This is a genomic window from Delftia sp. 11MD (genome assembly GCF_050907895.1).
Classification (GTDB): domain Bacteria; phylum Pseudomonadota; class Gammaproteobacteria; order Burkholderiales; family Burkholderiaceae_C; genus Comamonas; species Comamonas tsuruhatensis.
In genome coordinates, this window is record NZ_CP194333.1 from 6,116,228 (window position 1) to 6,130,050 (window position 13,823).

The 13,823-nt window shown below is 69.4% G+C and carries 13 protein-coding genes; 7 read left to right on the top strand and 6 right to left on the bottom strand.

Annotated elements, in window-relative coordinates; all coding sequences use genetic code 11:
- Positions 1 to 1,080 carry an ABC transporter ATP-binding protein gene (locus tag ACRSCF_RS27990; protein ID WP_034363480.1) on the bottom strand — a complete coding sequence of 360 codons (1,080 nt, stop codon included), beginning with the start codon at positions 1,078 to 1,080 and terminating at the stop codon, positions 1 to 3.
- 277 nt (positions 1,081 to 1,357) lie between these two features.
- Here ACRSCF_RS27990 and ACRSCF_RS27995 point away from each other — a divergent pair, with 277 nt between their 5' ends.
- From ACRSCF_RS27995 to ACRSCF_RS28005, 3 genes are all read left to right on the top strand, one after another.
- On the top strand, positions 1,358 to 2,122 hold the full coding sequence (locus ACRSCF_RS27995) for a DeoR/GlpR family DNA-binding transcription regulator (RefSeq protein ID WP_016452008.1): 765 nt from the start codon (positions 1,358 to 1,360) through the stop codon (positions 2,120 to 2,122).
- A gap of 73 nt (positions 2,123 to 2,195) precedes the next feature.
- Positions 2,196 to 3,692 (top strand): glycerol kinase GlpK, encoded by a 1,497-nt coding sequence (gene glpK, locus ACRSCF_RS28000; protein ID WP_061287254.1) that lies wholly within the window; start codon positions 2,196 to 2,198, stop codon positions 3,690 to 3,692.
- A gap of 11 nt (positions 3,693 to 3,703) precedes the next feature.
- Positions 3,704 to 4,861: an esterase-like activity of phytase family protein gene (locus ACRSCF_RS28005; RefSeq protein ID WP_244387604.1), complete on the top strand. Its 1,158-nt coding sequence runs from the start codon at positions 3,704 to 3,706 to the stop codon at positions 4,859 to 4,861.
- A 7-nt stretch (positions 4,862 to 4,868) separates the two neighbouring features.
- On the opposite strand, the gene ACRSCF_RS28010 is transcribed toward ACRSCF_RS28005, so the two are convergent.
- The gene (locus tag ACRSCF_RS28010) at positions 4,869 to 5,564 is read right to left on the bottom strand and encodes a GntR family transcriptional regulator (protein ID WP_016449162.1); all 696 of its coding nucleotides are present in this window, start codon (positions 5,562 to 5,564) and stop codon (positions 4,869 to 4,871) included.
- Positions 5,565 to 5,659: 95 nt separating this feature from the next.
- Here ACRSCF_RS28010 and ACRSCF_RS28015 point away from each other — a divergent pair, with 95 nt between their 5' ends.
- The 4 genes from ACRSCF_RS28015 to proC all read left to right on the top strand — a co-directional run bounded on the left by ACRSCF_RS28015 (position 5,660) and on the right by proC (position 10,141).
- The gene (locus ACRSCF_RS28015) at positions 5,660 to 7,357 is read left to right on the top strand and encodes a thiamine pyrophosphate-binding protein (protein WP_209799254.1); all 1,698 of its coding nucleotides are present in this window, start codon (positions 5,660 to 5,662) and stop codon (positions 7,355 to 7,357) included.
- A 65-nt stretch (positions 7,358 to 7,422) separates the two neighbouring features.
- The gene (locus ACRSCF_RS28020) at positions 7,423 to 8,439 is read left to right on the top strand and encodes a tripartite tricarboxylate transporter substrate binding protein (protein ID WP_244387605.1); all 1,017 of its coding nucleotides are present in this window, start codon (positions 7,423 to 7,425) and stop codon (positions 8,437 to 8,439) included.
- Between the two features lie 38 nt (positions 8,440 to 8,477).
- Positions 8,478 to 9,269, top strand: a complete 792-nt coding sequence (locus ACRSCF_RS28025) for a VOC family protein (protein ID WP_034363478.1) — start codon at positions 8,478 to 8,480, stop codon at positions 9,267 to 9,269.
- Positions 9,270 to 9,301: 32 nt separating this feature from the next.
- Positions 9,302 to 10,141: a pyrroline-5-carboxylate reductase gene (proC, locus tag ACRSCF_RS28030; RefSeq protein ID WP_016449158.1), complete on the top strand. Its 840-nt coding sequence runs from the start codon at positions 9,302 to 9,304 to the stop codon at positions 10,139 to 10,141.
- A gap of 74 nt (positions 10,142 to 10,215) precedes the next feature.
- Here the strand turns inward: proC and ubiA are convergent, their stop codons facing one another.
- The 4 genes from ubiA to ACRSCF_RS28050 all read right to left on the bottom strand — a co-directional run bounded on the left by ubiA (position 10,216) and on the right by ACRSCF_RS28050 (position 13,715).
- Positions 10,216 to 11,085 carry a 4-hydroxybenzoate octaprenyltransferase gene (ubiA, locus tag ACRSCF_RS28035; RefSeq protein WP_016449157.1) on the bottom strand — a complete coding sequence of 290 codons (870 nt, stop codon included), beginning with the start codon at positions 11,083 to 11,085 and terminating at the stop codon, positions 10,216 to 10,218.
- 126 nt (positions 11,086 to 11,211) lie between these two features.
- Positions 11,212 to 12,009 carry a phosphatase PAP2 family protein gene (locus ACRSCF_RS28040; RefSeq protein ID WP_016449156.1) on the bottom strand — a complete coding sequence of 266 codons (798 nt, stop codon included), beginning with the start codon at positions 12,007 to 12,009 and terminating at the stop codon, positions 11,212 to 11,214.
- Between the two features lie 50 nt (positions 12,010 to 12,059).
- Positions 12,060 to 12,629 (bottom strand): Dps family protein, encoded by a 570-nt coding sequence (locus tag ACRSCF_RS28045; protein ID WP_034363476.1) that lies wholly within the window; start codon positions 12,627 to 12,629, stop codon positions 12,060 to 12,062.
- A gap of 120 nt (positions 12,630 to 12,749) precedes the next feature.
- Positions 12,750 to 13,715, bottom strand: a complete 966-nt coding sequence (locus tag ACRSCF_RS28050; RefSeq protein ID WP_016449154.1) for a LysR substrate-binding domain-containing protein — start codon at positions 13,713 to 13,715, stop codon at positions 12,750 to 12,752.
- Between the last annotated feature and the right edge of the window lie 108 nt (positions 13,716 to 13,823).

Sequence of the window (13,823 nt, forward strand, 5' to 3'; positions counted from 1 at the left end):
TCATCGTCCTCCGGGCCGCGCCGGCGCCAGCAGCAGCGCGCCGTCCGTGCCGAACACGTAGGCATGGGCCGGGTCCAGGTGCAGCGTGACCGCGCTGCCCAGGTCCAGGTGGTGCACGCCCGTGACCTGGGCCACCAGCTCGCCCCAGGGCGTGGTGGCATGCACGAAAGTGTCCGACCCCGAGATCTCGGCCAGTTCCACCACGCCTTGCAGCGCAACATCCCCGGGCCGGGCCTGCAGGCGCAGCGCGCTGGCGCGCAGGCCCAGGGTCAGGGGGCCGGCAGCGGCCAGGCCCACCGGCAGCGCCATGGGCAGCCGCGCGCCGCCGGGCAGCTCCAACCCGGTGTCCACGGCCTGCGCGGGCACCAGGTTCATGGGCGGATCGCTGAAGGCCCGCGCCACACGCAGCGAATTGGGTCGGTGGAACACCTCCGCCGTGGGGCCGTACTGCAGCAGCTCCCCCTCGTGCAGCACGGCCGTGTGGCCGCCCAGCAGCAGGGCCTCGCCGGGCTCGGTGGTGGCGTAGACCACGGTGGAGCTGCCGGTGGCGAACAGCTGGGTCAGCTCCTCGCGCAGTTCCTCGCGCAGCTTGTAGTCGAGGTTGACCAGCGGCTCGTCCAGCAGCATCAGCGGAGCGCCCTTGGCCAGCGCCCTCGCCAGGGCCACGCGCTGCTGCTGGCCACCCGACAGCTCGGCCGGATAGCGGTCCAGGAACATCTCGATGTGCAGCCGCTCGGCCAGGGCGCGCACGCGCTGCGCCACGTCGCGATCGCCGCGCAGCTTCAGCGGCGAGGCGATGTTGTCCGCCACCGTGAGCGAGGGATAGTTGATGAACTGCTGGTAGACCATGGCCACATTGCGCTCGCGCACGGGCATGCCGGTCACATCGACGCCATCGACGCGCACCCGGCCTTCGGTGGGCACGTCCAGGCCGGCCATGATGCGCATCAGGCTGGTCTTGCCGGCCTGCGTGGCGCCCAGCAGCACGGTCACCGCGCGGCTTTCCAGTTCCAGGTGCATGGGGTGCAGCCAGGTCTGGCCGCCCACACGCTTGCTGATTCTCTCCAACACCAGTTCCACGACTGCCCTCTTTTGGCGAGGCCGCCACCGGGGCAGCATTTGAACAAGGAGAAAGGCGGACCTCCAAAGCGCGTTTGAAGGCCCGAACGTCTTCATTTTTGTTCTTTCCGGATCGCAGCCCATCAACACATACCCTAGGTGCTGTTCCTTTTTCTTCGTTTTAAAGTTCCCCAGCCCACGGCTGGCCGCGTCAAATGCGCTATAAACCCGTCGCCCGGCCCGATTGACTGCCCGACCATCCACCCGTCCCCCAGATCGCCCCTCCGATGGATTTGCCGTGAACACCAACCCCCGCCAACTACAGCTGCTGGACGAAGTCCGCAGCCGCCAGTCCACCACGGTGGAGCAGCTGGCCGAGATCCTGGGCGTGACGCTTCAGACCGTGCGCCGCGACATTCAGAAGCTGGCAGATGCCGGGCTGATGGTGCGCTTTCACGGCGGCGTGCGCGTGCCCAGCGCCACGGTCGAGAACCTGGGCCACCCCCAGCGCCAGGTGCTGCATGCCGAAGGCAAGTCGCGCATTGCGCGCGCCGTGGCCGAGGCCATTCCCAACGGCTGCTCGCTGATCCTGAACATCGGCACCACCACCGAGGCCGTGGCCCAGGCCCTGCTCAAGCACCGGGGCCTGCGCGTGATCACCAACAACCTCAACGTGGCGGCCATCCTCAGCTCCAACGCGGACTGCGAAGTCATCGTGGCCGGCGGCGTGGTGCGCACGCGCGACCGGGGCATCGTGGGCGAGGCGGCCGTGGACTTCATACGCCAGTTCAAGGTGGACATCGCCCTGATCGGCATCTCGGCCATCGAGCCCGATGGCAGCCTGCGCGACTTCGACATGCGCGAGGTCAAGGTGGCCCAGACCATCATTGCCCAGTCGCGCGAGGTCTGGCTGGCCGCCGACCACAGCAAGTTCCACCGCCAGGCCATGGTGGAGCTGGCACGCCTGGACCAGATCGACCGCCTGTTCACCGATACCGCGCCCCCCGCTCCGTTCGATGCCCTTCTGCGCGAAGCCGAAGTGCAATGCGTGGTGGCGCAATAAGTTTTCCGCAGCCGCTGCGCCACCGCCCGCACAGGACACGCGCACCGGCCCTGCTTTTCCTGGATACCGCACCATGACCTATCTGCTTGCCCTGGACCAGGGCACCTCCAGCTCGCGCAGCATCGTCTTCGACACCCAGGGCCGCATCGTGGCCTCTGCCCAGCTGGAGCTGCCGCAGATCTATCCCCGCCCCGGCTGGGTGGAGCACGATCCGCGCGAGATCTGGCGCACCCAGCTGGCCACGGCGCGCGAGGCCCTGGCCAAGGCCGGGCTGGCGGCGGCCGACATCCGCGCCCTGGGCATCACCAACCAGCGCGAGACCACCGTGGTCTGGAACCGCGCCACGGGCCAACCCCTGCACCACGCCATCGTCTGGCAGGACCGCCGCGCCGAGCCGCTGTGCGCCCAGCTGCGCGAGGCCGGCCATGCCGACACCATCCAGCGCAAGACCGGCCTGCTGATCGACGCCTATTTCTCGGGCACCAAGCTGCGCTGGATCCTGGACAACGTCAATGGCGCACGCGCCGCCGCCGAGCGCGGCGAACTGGCCTTCGGCACCGTGGACAGCTGGCTGATCTGGCAGCTCACGGGCGGACGCCGCCATGTGACCGATGTCTCCAACGCCAGCCGCACCATGCTGTTCAACGTCCACACCAACCAGTGGGACGACGATCTGCTGGCGCTGCTGGAGATTCCGCGCGCGCTGATGCCCGAGGTGCTGCCTTCCGCCGCCGATTTCGGCCGCACGGCAGCCGAGGTGCTGGGCGGCGAGATCGCCATCGGCGGCGTGGCCGGCGACCAGCAAAGCGCCCTCTTCGGCCAGGCCTGCTTTTCCGCCGGCATGGCCAAGAACACCTATGGCACGGGCTGCTTCATGCTCATGCACACAGGCGGCGTGTTCCAGACCTCTGCCAACGGCCTGCTGACCACCGCTGCGGCACAGCCCAGCGCTGCGCCGGCCTATGCGCTGGAAGGCAGCGTCTTCGTGGGCGGCGCCGTGGTCCAGTGGCTGCGCGACGGGCTGCGCGCCATCGAGCACAGCGGCCAGGTGCAGCAACTGGCCGAGAGCGTGCCCGACTCGGGCGGCGTGATGATGGTGCCGGCCTTCACCGGACTGGGCGCCCCCTACTGGAAGCCCGATGCGCGCGGCACCATCACGGGCCTGACGCGCGGCACCACCATCGCCCACATCGCGCGGGCCGCGCTGGAATCCATCGCCTTCCAGAGCGCCGCCCTGCTGCTGGCCATGAGCCGCGACGCGGTGGCCAGCGGCGGCGCGCCGGTGAGCGAACTGCGCGTGGACGGCGGCGCCTGCGTCAACAACCTGCTCATGCAGTTCCAGGCCGACCTGCTGGGCATTCCCGTAGTGCGCCCGGCCTGCGTGGAGACCACGGCCCTGGGCGCGGCCTACCTGGCGGGCCTGTCCTCGGGCATCTACCAGAGCACCGAGGAACTGTCGGCGCTGTGGAAGGCCGAGCGCCGCTTCGTGCCCACGCTGGACAAGCACCGCGCCGACGAGCTGATGGCACGCTGGGAGCATGCGGTGGCCCAGACCGCGCTGGCGGCCTGAGGCTGACTGTCTTGCACCGGCTTGCCAGCCTGGTTGCTTGCGGCCTGTGGCTGGCAGGCTGTGCCGCGCCACCGCAGGCGCTGCTGGTCCCGCAGCCCACCGCCTGCGCACGCCTGCAATGGCTGGGCAGCACCACCCTTGCGCGGGACGAGCCCATCGACGGCGCCATCACAGGCGGCATCTCGGGCCTGGACTACGACGCGCAGCGCGGCGACTACGTGGCCATCAGCGATGACCGCTCGGCCCGCGGCCCCGCGCGCTGGATGCGCCTGCGCATAGAGCCGCTGGACGCCGGCCAGCGCGCCGGCCCCAACCCCTGGCAGGCGCAGGTCACCGAAGTGCACCCGCTGCGGGATGCCGAGGGCCGCTGGCTGCGCCCGCGCCATGCCGCGCCCGCCACCCAGCCCGTGCCCGACCCCGAAGCCATCCGCCTGCTGCCGGACGGCGGCCTGCTGTGGACCGACGAAGGCGACCCGGGCCGGGGCTTTGGCACCTCGCTGGTGAGGACCGACGCCACGGGCCGCCAGATCGCGCGGTGGTTCTACGCATTCAAGGACAAGGACGGCAGGCCGGGCCTGCGCTCGAACTTCGGCTTCGAGGGGCTGGCCGTCACGCCGGACGGACAGCAGGCCTGGCTGGCCCTGGAGGCGCCGCTGCGCCAGGACGGCCCGCGCGCCAGCGCCGCCACGGCAGGCGCGCCCGTGCGCATCAGCCTGGTCAGCCTGGACGACGGCCGGCTGCTGCGCCAGATCGCCTACCAGCCCGATGCCGTGCCGGCCGCCAGCTGGGCCCTGCCCCAGCGCGAGGTCAACGGCATCAGCGAAATCCTGCCGGACGGTCCCGACCATCTGCTGGTACTGGAGCGCTCCTACAGCCCGGGCCACGGCTTTGGCGCGCGGCTGTACCGCATCGGCCTGCAAGCGCCCGATACGCTGGCCATGGACAGCTTCATGCGCAACCCGCCGCAGGTGGCAGCCAAGCAGCTGATTGCGGACCTGTCCACGGTTCAGCGCGGGCGGCTGGACAACATGGAGGCCATGTCCTGGGGCCCGCCGCTGCCCGATGGCACGCGCGTGCTGGTGTTCGCCAGCGACGACAACTTCAACCCGGCGCAGGCCAACCAGATCCTGGTCACCGCCTACCGGCCCTCGACGCCCTGCGCCCCCTGAAGGCGCTTCAGGGCGTGGCCTGCACCTGCTCCTGCGGCAGGTAGATGCGCGTCAGACCGCGCGCAATCGCCTCCACGATCTGCTCGCGCCGCAGGCCGATGTGCTCGGCCATCAGGCGCTCGCTGGCCTGGGCGTCGCGGTCGCTCAAGGCCTGCAGGATTTCCAGGTGCTCGTGCTGGGTGGAGGCGCGCCCCACGTTCTCCATGTCGATCCACCGGATGAAGCGGATGCGCTCGTTCAGGCTCACCAGCATGCGCCGCAGCTCGGCATTGCCAGCCATGTCGGCAATGCGCAGGTGAAAGCCCTCGTCCAGGTCCACCAGCTGCCGCACCGGCGTGTCGGAGGCCACGCGCTGGCTCTGCTCCAGATAGGCCCGCGCCTCGTCGATCTGGGCATCGGTGGCGCGCTCCACGGCCAAGCGCACGCATTCGCGCTCCACGGCCACGCGGGCCTCGTACAGGTCCAGTGACTCCTTCACGTCCAGCTCGCGCCGCATGTAGCCGCGGCTGGCGGGCAGCAGAAAACCGTCGGCCACCAGCCGCGTCAGTGCCTCGCGCACGGGCGTGCGGCTCACGCCCAGGCGCAGCGCCAGTTCGCTCTCGCTCAGGCGCTCGCCCGGTTTGAACTCGTAGGAAATGGCCATGTCACGCAGCGTGCTGTAGACGCTGGAGCCCCGTTCATGGCGGATGTTGGAGATTTTCATGGCGCCATTGTGCCCTCTGGCGCTTTGGATACTTTTAAGTATACTGAAATGGATTCTTAAAAACCCCTCATCCAACCTGCCCGGAGACTCCCGACATGACCACCGCTTTCAATGGCGCCGACGCCATGGTCCGCATGCTGCAGCTCAACGGCGTCAAGCACATCTTCGGCCTGTGCGGCGACACCAGCCTGCCCTTCTACGACGCCATGGCGCGGCTGGACCACGGCATGGACCACATCCTGACGCGGGACGAGCGCAGCGCCGGCTACATGGCCGACGCCTATGCGCGCGTCACCGGCAAGGTGGGCGTGTGCGAAGGCCCCAGCGGCGGCGGCGCCACCTACCTGCTGCCCGGCCTGGCCGAGGCCAACGAATCCTCGGTGCCCGTGCTGGGCATCACCTCGGACGTCTCCGTGGGCGCACGCGGCAAGTTCCCGCTGACCGAACTGGACCAGCAGGCGCTGTACAGGCCGCTGACCAAGTGGAATACCACCATCGACCGCGTGGACCAGATTCCGCATGCCGTGCGCAGCGCCTTTCGCGCCATGACCACGGGCCGGCCGGGCGCCACCCATATCTGCCTGCCCTATGACGTGCAAAAGCACGCGCTGGATCCGGCCGATGTCTGGGCCCAGCCAGGGCATGGCCACTATCCGGCCTACCGGTCCACGCCCGATCCGGCAGCCGTGGCCGAGGCTGCCGACCGCCTGGTGGCGGCACGCTGCCCCGTGCTGATCTGCGGCGGCGGCGTGCTGATCGCGGGCGCCAGCGCCGCGCTGGATGCGCTGGCCACCCTGCTCAACGCGCCCGTGTGCTCCAGCGTCAGCGGCCAGGGCAGTCTTGCCGGCAGCCATCCGCTCAATGCCGGCGTGGTGGGCACCAATGGCGGCGTCGAGGCCACGCGCGCCGTGGTGGCGCAGGCCGATCTGGTGATGTTCATCGGCGCACGCGCCGGCTCCACTACCACCGAGCACTGGCAGATGCCCTCGCGCAAGGTGACCATCGTCCATCTGGACGTGGACGCCATGACCATAGGCACCAACTACCGCACCGACGTGGCCCTGGTGGGCGACGCCCTGCTGGGCCTGCAGGCGCTGCACGCGGCCGTGCAGCAGCGCATCGCCCGCCGCCCCGCCGATGCCGCGGACGGCGCCGCGCTGGCGGCCACCGCGCGCGCCGCCAAGCAGGCCTTCTTCGCGCCGCTGGCCGCCTCGCTGGAGCGCCCCATCAAGCCCGAGCGCGTGGTGGACACGCTCAACCGCCTGCTGCCCGCGCGCGCCATCGTGGTGGCCGACCCCGGCACGCCCTGTCCCTACTTCACGGCCTATTTCGACGCGCCCCAGGCCGGCCGGCACTTCATCACCAACCGCGCGCACGGGGCGCTGGGCTTTGCCATGTCCGCCGGCTTTGGCGCAGCCATCGGCCAGCCCGATTCCGTGGTCGTCGCGGTCATGGGCGACGGCAGTTTCGGCTTCACCTGCGGCGAGCTGGAAACCATCGTGCGCCGCAACGTGCCGCTGAAGATGATCGTGTTCTCCAACAGCGTGTTCGGCTGGATCAAGGCCAGCCAGAAGTCCGGCTACGATGAACGCTACTTCTCCGTCGACTTCAACCGCACCCACCATGCCCGCGTGGCCGAGGCCTTCGGCGTCAAGGCATGGCGCGTGGAGGACCCGGCAGACCTCGAAGCCGCGCTCAAGGCTGCGCTGATGCACGACGGCCCGGCGCTGGTGGATGTGATCTCGCAAGAGCTCCAGGACACGGCCGTGCCGGTGAGCCAATGGATGGGTTGACGCCAGGCCCCACGCACAGACCCCCTCTCCCCTCTGCCCGTCAATGCGCTTGAAAAGGAGTTTCCATGCCCTGCCGCCCTTCACGCAGCCCTACACGCAGCCCTTCACGCCACCTTTACCGCCGCCAGCTGCTGCTGGCCATGGCCGCCGCATCCCTGCTGGGGCCGGCGGGCACGGCGTTCGCGCAGGGTGCCGCCCCGCTCAAGCTAGTCATCACCTTCCCGCCAGGGGGCAGCACCGACATCGCCGCGCGCATACTGCAGCCGCGCCTAGGCGAGGTGAGCGGGCGGTCGGTGATCGTCGAGAACCGCCCCGGCGCCGCCAGCCAGATCGCCACCCAGTACGTGGCCAAGTCGGCCCCGGACGGCAACACCCTGCTGTTCAGCTTCGACACCCATGCCATCAATCCCATCGCCAAGTCCCGGCTGCCCTACGACACCTTCAAGGACTTCACGGGCGTGTCGCTGGCGCTTCGCTTTCCGCTGGTGATCGGCGCTTCGGCCTCGGTGCCCGCCAAGGACCTGACCGGCTTCCTGGAGCTGGCGCGCCGCAACCCGGGCAAATACAGCTACGCATCGACCGGCCTGGGGTCCATGAACCACCTGGTGATGGAAGACATCAAGCGCCGCTCGGGCACCTACGTGCTGCACGTGCCCTACGGCGGCGGCGGCCCGGCCGTGCAGGCCGTGCTCGGCAATGTGTCCGACCTCACCCTGCTCAGCTACGCGGCGCTGCGCGGCCAGATTTCGGCGGGCAAGATCAAGCCGCTGGCGGTGACCGGCCTCAAGCGCCTGCCCGAGCTGCCCGACGTGCCCACCGTGGCCGAATCGGGCTTTGCGGGCTTCGAGGCCTATTCGTGGATCGGCGTCTTCGCGCCTTCCGCCACGCCGGCCGCCACGGTGCACAAGCTCACCGAAGACTTCCAGGCCACGCTGAACACGCCCGACATCCGCAGCAAGCTCATGCAGTCGGGCTTCGAAGTCATGGCCACGGACGGACCCGCCCTCGACCGCTGGGTGCGCCAGGAATATGAGCGCTGGGGCCGCTTCGTGCGGGACAACAAGATCCAGCTCGAAGACTGAGAATCCGGACGGTACCCCCTTACAACACAGGAGCATTCATGGCACTTCCGCTGGACCACATCGTCATCGCCGTGCAGGACCTCGAGGCCGCCGTGGCGGACTACCGCGCGCTGGGCTTCCAGGTCGTCATCGGCGGCCGCCATCCGGGCCGCACCTCGCACAACGCGCTGGTCGTCTTTGCCGATGGCGCCTACCTGGAGATCATTGCCTGGACCTCCCCGGCGCCCGAAGAGCGCTGGTACTGCACGCTGCGCGACCATGGCGAGGGGCTGGTGGACTTCGCCCTGCTGCCCGGCAGCACCTCCCAGGCCCTGGCCGAGGCGCGCGGGCGGGGGCTGGACACCCTGGTCGGCCCCGTGGATGGAGGCCGCGTACGCCCCGACGGCGCGCAACTGCTGTGGCAGACGGCGCGCCACGCCACGCCCGACCTGCCCTTCCTGTGCGGCGACGTCACGCCGCGCGCGCTGCGCGTGCCCGAAGGCAGCGTGCGCGAGCATCCCAACGGCGCGCTGGGCGTAGCCTCGCTGACCGTCGCCGTGCACGATCTGGACGCCAGCCTGGACCGCTACCGGGCGCTGCTGGGCCCGGGCCTGCCGCTGGAGAAGCTGGACAACCAGGGCGCGCGGCTGGCATTGCCGGGGTTCGACCTGCTGCTGCAAGGTGCGCAGGCACTGGCGGCCTGCGACGCACTGCGCCAGCGCCTTGCCACGCGCGGAGAGGGCCCTTGCGCGCTCACCCTGCGCCAGCGGCCCGGCGCCCCGGCACAGCCCCTGGACCTGGCCGCCAGCCATGGCGTGGACATGCGCTGGCACGGTGGGAACACGCTCTAAACTCTTCGTTTTCCTTCTCCACCGCCACCAGCATGAACACCGTTTCCACAGCCTCCCCTGTCATCGCCTTCATCGGTGGCGGCAATATGGCCAGCGCCATCATTGGCGGACTGATCGGCCAGGGCCAATCCGCAGACCGCATCGTCGTCGTCGAACCCTTCGAGGCTGCACGCGACGCGCTGCGCACGAACTTCGGCATCACGGCCCATGCCGATGCCGCGGCCGCCGCCAGCGCGCTGGACGGTGCCGGCATCGTGGTCTGGGCCGTCAAGCCCCAGACCTTCAAGGAAGCCGCCCAGGCCGTGGCGCCGCACACCGCCCAGGCCCTGCACCTGAGCGTGGCCGCCGGCATTCCCACGGACGCCATCGCCCAGTGGCTGGGCACGGGCCGCATCGTGCGCGCCATGCCCAACACGCCGGCCCTGGTGGGCAAGGGCATGACGGGCCTGTTCGCCCGCGCCCAGGTCGATGCCGCGGGCAAGAGCGCCATCGAGCAGGTGGTGGCCACCACGGGCCAGTTCGTCTGGGTCGACCAGGAAGCGCACCTGGACGCCGTGACCGCCCTGTCGGGCTCGGGCCCGGCCTATGTCTTCCTGTTCCTCGAAGCCATGACACAGGCTGGCGTGGACATGGGCCTCACGGCCGAGCAGTCCTACCGCCTGGGCGTGGCCACCTTCCAGGGCGCGTCGGAGCTGGCCGCCCGCTCCAGCGAAAGCGCCGAGGTGCTGCGCCAGCGCGTCACCAGCAAGGGAGGCACCACCCACGCCGCCATCACGCACCTGCAGGCGCAGCAGGTGCCCGAGCATTTCGTGGCCGCCATGCGGGCGGCGGAAACACGGGCCAAGGAGCTGGCCGCCGAATTCGGCCGCTGAGCCCGGCGCAACGCGCCCCAGGCTCCATGCAAAAGGGAGGCACCGGCCTCCCTTGTTTTTTCAGCGCTGAGCCCTCAGCGCAGCGCAAACCCCAGCGCCACGCCCGCGAACAGGCTGGCACCGATCCAGTGGCTCTTGCTGAAGGCGACGAAGCAGCCCTCGCGCGTGCGGTGGCGGATCAGGGTGAAGTGCCAGATCACCTGGGCCGCGGCCACGGCCAGGCCCAGCCAGAAAGGCCAGGCCAGGCCGAAGGGTGCCAACGCCCAGACCGTGAGCAGGCCGCAGAGCACGAAGAAACCCATGACGGCCACCACGTCGAAGCGGCCCAGGGTGATGGCCGAGGTCTTCATTCCGATCTTGAGGTCATCGTCGCGGTCCACCATGGCGTATTCGGTGTCATAGGCCAGCACCAGGAACATGTTGGCCAACCACAGAATCCAGGCCGTGGCGGGCACCTGCCCCTGCACGGCGGCGAAGGCGATGACGATGCCGAAGTTGAAGGCAATGCCCAGGAAGGCCTGGGGCATGGCGAAGAAGCGCTTGGTGAACGGGTAGAGGATGGTGAACAGCACGGCGGGCACGGACCAGGCCACGGCCTCCCAGCGGGTGGTCAGCACCAGGCCCAGCGAAACCAGGGCCAGGGCCGCGCCCAGCAGCGCGGCCTCCTTGACCGAGACCAGTCCCGAGGTGATGGGGCGCTGCGTGGTGCGCTTGACGTGGCGGTCGAAGTCGCGGTCGGCGATGTCATTGATGCAGCAGCCGGCGCTGCGCATCAGCACCGTGCCCAGCACGAAGACCACCAGCAGATGCCAGCCCGGAAACCCGCCCGCCGCCACCCACAGTGCGGCCAGCGTGGGCCAGACCAGGACCAGCCAGCCGGCCGGCCGGTTGAAGCGGACCAGGTCCAGGTAGAGCGACAGTTTGCTGCGCCGGGGCGCAGGCATGGGCGTAGAGGAGGAGGTAGGCATGGCGTCTGGGCGCCGATGGCGGCCGTGGGCCGACCATCGCACGCATCACATTCGAAAATGCCCGCATTGTCGCCGCTGGGCGGGCGGGCTCGGCGGCGCGCCTCAGCCGCGCCTGCCGGCAACGCGGGTTTGCGCCCACTCCACGGCACAGATCACCAGCGCCATCCAGGCCAGGCCCAGCAGCCAGCCAGCCAGCACATCGCTGGCATAGTGCACGCGCAGCACGACGCGGCTGGCCCCCACGCCCAGGGCAACGGCCAGGGCCGCCAGGCCCACGCACCAGCGCCAGGCAGGCCGCAGGTACGGCAGCAGCAGCCAGGCCAGCATCAGATAGAGCACGAAGGTGCCGGCGCTGTGGCCGCTGGGGAAGCTGAAGCCGCCCTCGGGCACCCAGCCGCCCACGGGGCGCGGGCGGCCCACGCTGGTCTTGATGGCGCGTATCCACAGACCGACTCCCGCCGTGGCCACCACCCAGGCGGCCGCATGCAGCCAGTCGCGGCGCCACAGCAGCAGCGCCAGCACGGCAACAGACAGCGACACCATCCAGCCCACATGGCCCAGCTGGGTGAAGGCGACCACGGGGCGCACCCAGGCATCGGTGGCATGGCCAGCAAGCCACTGGTGCAGGGCATCATCCAGCACCGGCCAGTCGGTGCAGGAGTCGCAGCCTGCGGGCTGGCCCAGGCCCAGCATGTCGCGCACCATCACGCCCAGGGCCAGCGCGGCCAGCAGGCCCGCCGCAACCAGGCCCTGCCATGCGGCGCGTGGCATCGGCAGGCCTGCATGGCGCAGCCGCGCGGCGGCGGGCAGGCGCAGGTAGAAAAAAAGGCCGCCCAAGGCGGCCAGTACCAGGCACAGGCCGCTCGTGGCGGCGTGTGCGTCAATCCAGGTCCGGAGCATGCGCGGTCATCACTCCCGGGCCGTGGCAGGTGCTTGGGACATGTGCAGCATCACTCTTCAAGCAGGGCACGCAGCATCCAGGCGGTCTGCTCATGCACGGTCAGGCGCTGGGTCAGCAGGTCGGCCGTGGGCTCGTCGCTGGCTTTGTCGGCCAGCGGGAAGAGGCTGCGCGCCGTGCGTGCCACGGCTTCATGGCCTGCCACCAGGATGCGCACCATCTCCAGGGCCTTGGGCGGATCGTGGGGCACGTCGGCCAGGCTGGTGAGCTTGCCGAAGTCGGCATAAGAGCCCGGTGCGAAATGGCCCAGGGCGCGGATGCGCTCGGCGATGGGATCAACGGCGTTCCACAGTTCCGTGTACTGCCCCATGAACATGGTGTGCAGTGTGTTGAACATCGGGCCCGTGACGTTCCAGTGGAAGTTGTGCGTTGTCAGATAGAGCGTGTAGGTGTCGGCCAGCAGGGCCGACAGGCCCTTGGAGATGGCGGCACGGTCCTTGTCGCTGATGCCGATGTGGATGGCGCTGGAGCGCACGGACACCGGTGCGACATCGGCCGTCGCTGCCTGCACGGCCTCTGGCTTCTTTGCACCGGACTTGTCTTTGCTGGCATTTTTGGCCATGGGATCCCTTTCAACTTCGTACGGATGGAATATGCCCCGGGCAGACCGCCCGGAGACCGAAAGCAACGATAACGCAAGCGCGGTGGCCCTGGAGGCACGGCCCGCGCAGCGGTGCAGTCATCAGGACAGGCGTTTGACGCCGGGCAAGGCGCAGGCGTAGACCGCGTTGCGCAGGGCGGCGATGGCCTCGTAGCGCGTGAAGCTGCGGCGCCAGGCCAGGACCACGCGGCGCGTGGGCGGTGCCGAGCCGTCGTCCTCGAGGATGGGCAGGTAGCGGATGTGCGGCTCGTCGGTCTTGCGGCGGCGCGCCGTGGTCTCCAGCGCATCGGCGGGCACGGACAGGCGCGGCACCAGGGTCACGCCCATGCCGGCGGCCACCATGTGCTTGATGGTCTCCAGCGACGAACCTTCGAAGGTGCGGCGAATGCCTTCGGCGTTGCTGGCATAGCGTGCGAACTCGGGGCAGACCTGGAGCACATGGTCGCGGAAGCAGTGGCCCGAGCCCAGCAGCAGCATGGTCTCGTTCTTGAGATCGCTGGTGGAGACATGGTCCTTCTGGGCCAGCGCATGGGTGCTGGGCACGGCAGCCATGAAGGGCTCGTCATACAGCGGCGCCAGCGCCAGGCCGGTGTCGGGGAAGGGCTCGGCGACGATGGCGCAGTCGATCTCGCCCGTGCGCAGCATCTCCAGCAGCTTGATGGTGTAGTTCTCCTGCAGCATCAGCGGCATCTGCGGCGTGCGCAGGATGGAGTTGCGCACCAGATCGGGCAGCAGGTAGGGGCCGATGGTGTAGATCACGCCCAGCGTGAGCACGCCCGACAGCGGGTCCTTGCCGCGCTTGGCGATTTCCTTGATCTCGGCGGCCTGCTCCAGCACGCTTTGCGCCTGCCGGATGATCTCCTCTCCCAGCGACGTGACCGACACTTCGCCGGCGCTGCGCTCGAAGAGCTTGACATCGAGCTCCTCCTCCAGCTTTTTGATCGCCACGGACAACGTGGGCTGGGACACATAACAGGCTTCGGCGGCGCGGCCAAAATGCTTTTCACGTGCCACGGCCACGATGTATTTGAGTTCGGTAAGTGTCATTGGCGAGCTGTGTCTGGGAGGGAACCTCGGGAAATACGATGGTCTTAGACCTGGAACCTGGGCCGAAACCTTTGTGCAACCAGGCCTTGCGGCCCGGTTGCCGGGGTG

What these genes read in the sequence shown, in the direction of transcription:
- proC (WP_016449158.1), top strand. Translation starts at nt 9,302, where the DNA reads ATGAACACCGTTTCCACAGCCTCCCCTGTCATCGCCTTCATCGGTGGC.
- ACRSCF_RS28050 (WP_016449154.1), bottom strand. Translation starts at nt 13,715, where the DNA reads ATGACACTTACCGAACTCAAATACATCGTGGCCGTGGCACGTGAAAAG.
- ACRSCF_RS28025 (WP_034363478.1), top strand. Translation starts at nt 8,478, where the DNA reads ATGGCACTTCCGCTGGACCACATCGTCATCGCCGTGCAGGACCTCGAG.
- ACRSCF_RS28045 (WP_034363476.1), bottom strand. Translation starts at nt 12,629, where the DNA reads ATGGCCAAAAATGCCAGCAAAGACAAGTCCGGTGCAAAGAAGCCAGAG.
- ACRSCF_RS28040 (WP_016449156.1), bottom strand. Translation starts at nt 12,009, where the DNA reads ATGCTCCGGACCTGGATTGACGCACACGCCGCCACGAGCGGCCTGTGC.
- ubiA (WP_016449157.1), bottom strand. Translation starts at nt 11,085, where the DNA reads ATGCCTGCGCCCCGGCGCAGCAAACTGTCGCTCTACCTGGACCTGGTC.
- ACRSCF_RS28020 (WP_244387605.1), top strand. Translation starts at nt 7,423, where the DNA reads ATGCCCTGCCGCCCTTCACGCAGCCCTACACGCAGCCCTTCACGCCAC.
- ACRSCF_RS28010 (WP_016449162.1), bottom strand. Translation starts at nt 5,564, where the DNA reads ATGAAAATCTCCAACATCCGCCATGAACGGGGCTCCAGCGTCTACAGC.
- ACRSCF_RS28015 (WP_209799254.1), top strand. Translation starts at nt 5,660, where the DNA reads ATGACCACCGCTTTCAATGGCGCCGACGCCATGGTCCGCATGCTGCAG.
- glpK (WP_061287254.1), top strand. Translation starts at nt 2,196, where the DNA reads ATGACCTATCTGCTTGCCCTGGACCAGGGCACCTCCAGCTCGCGCAGC.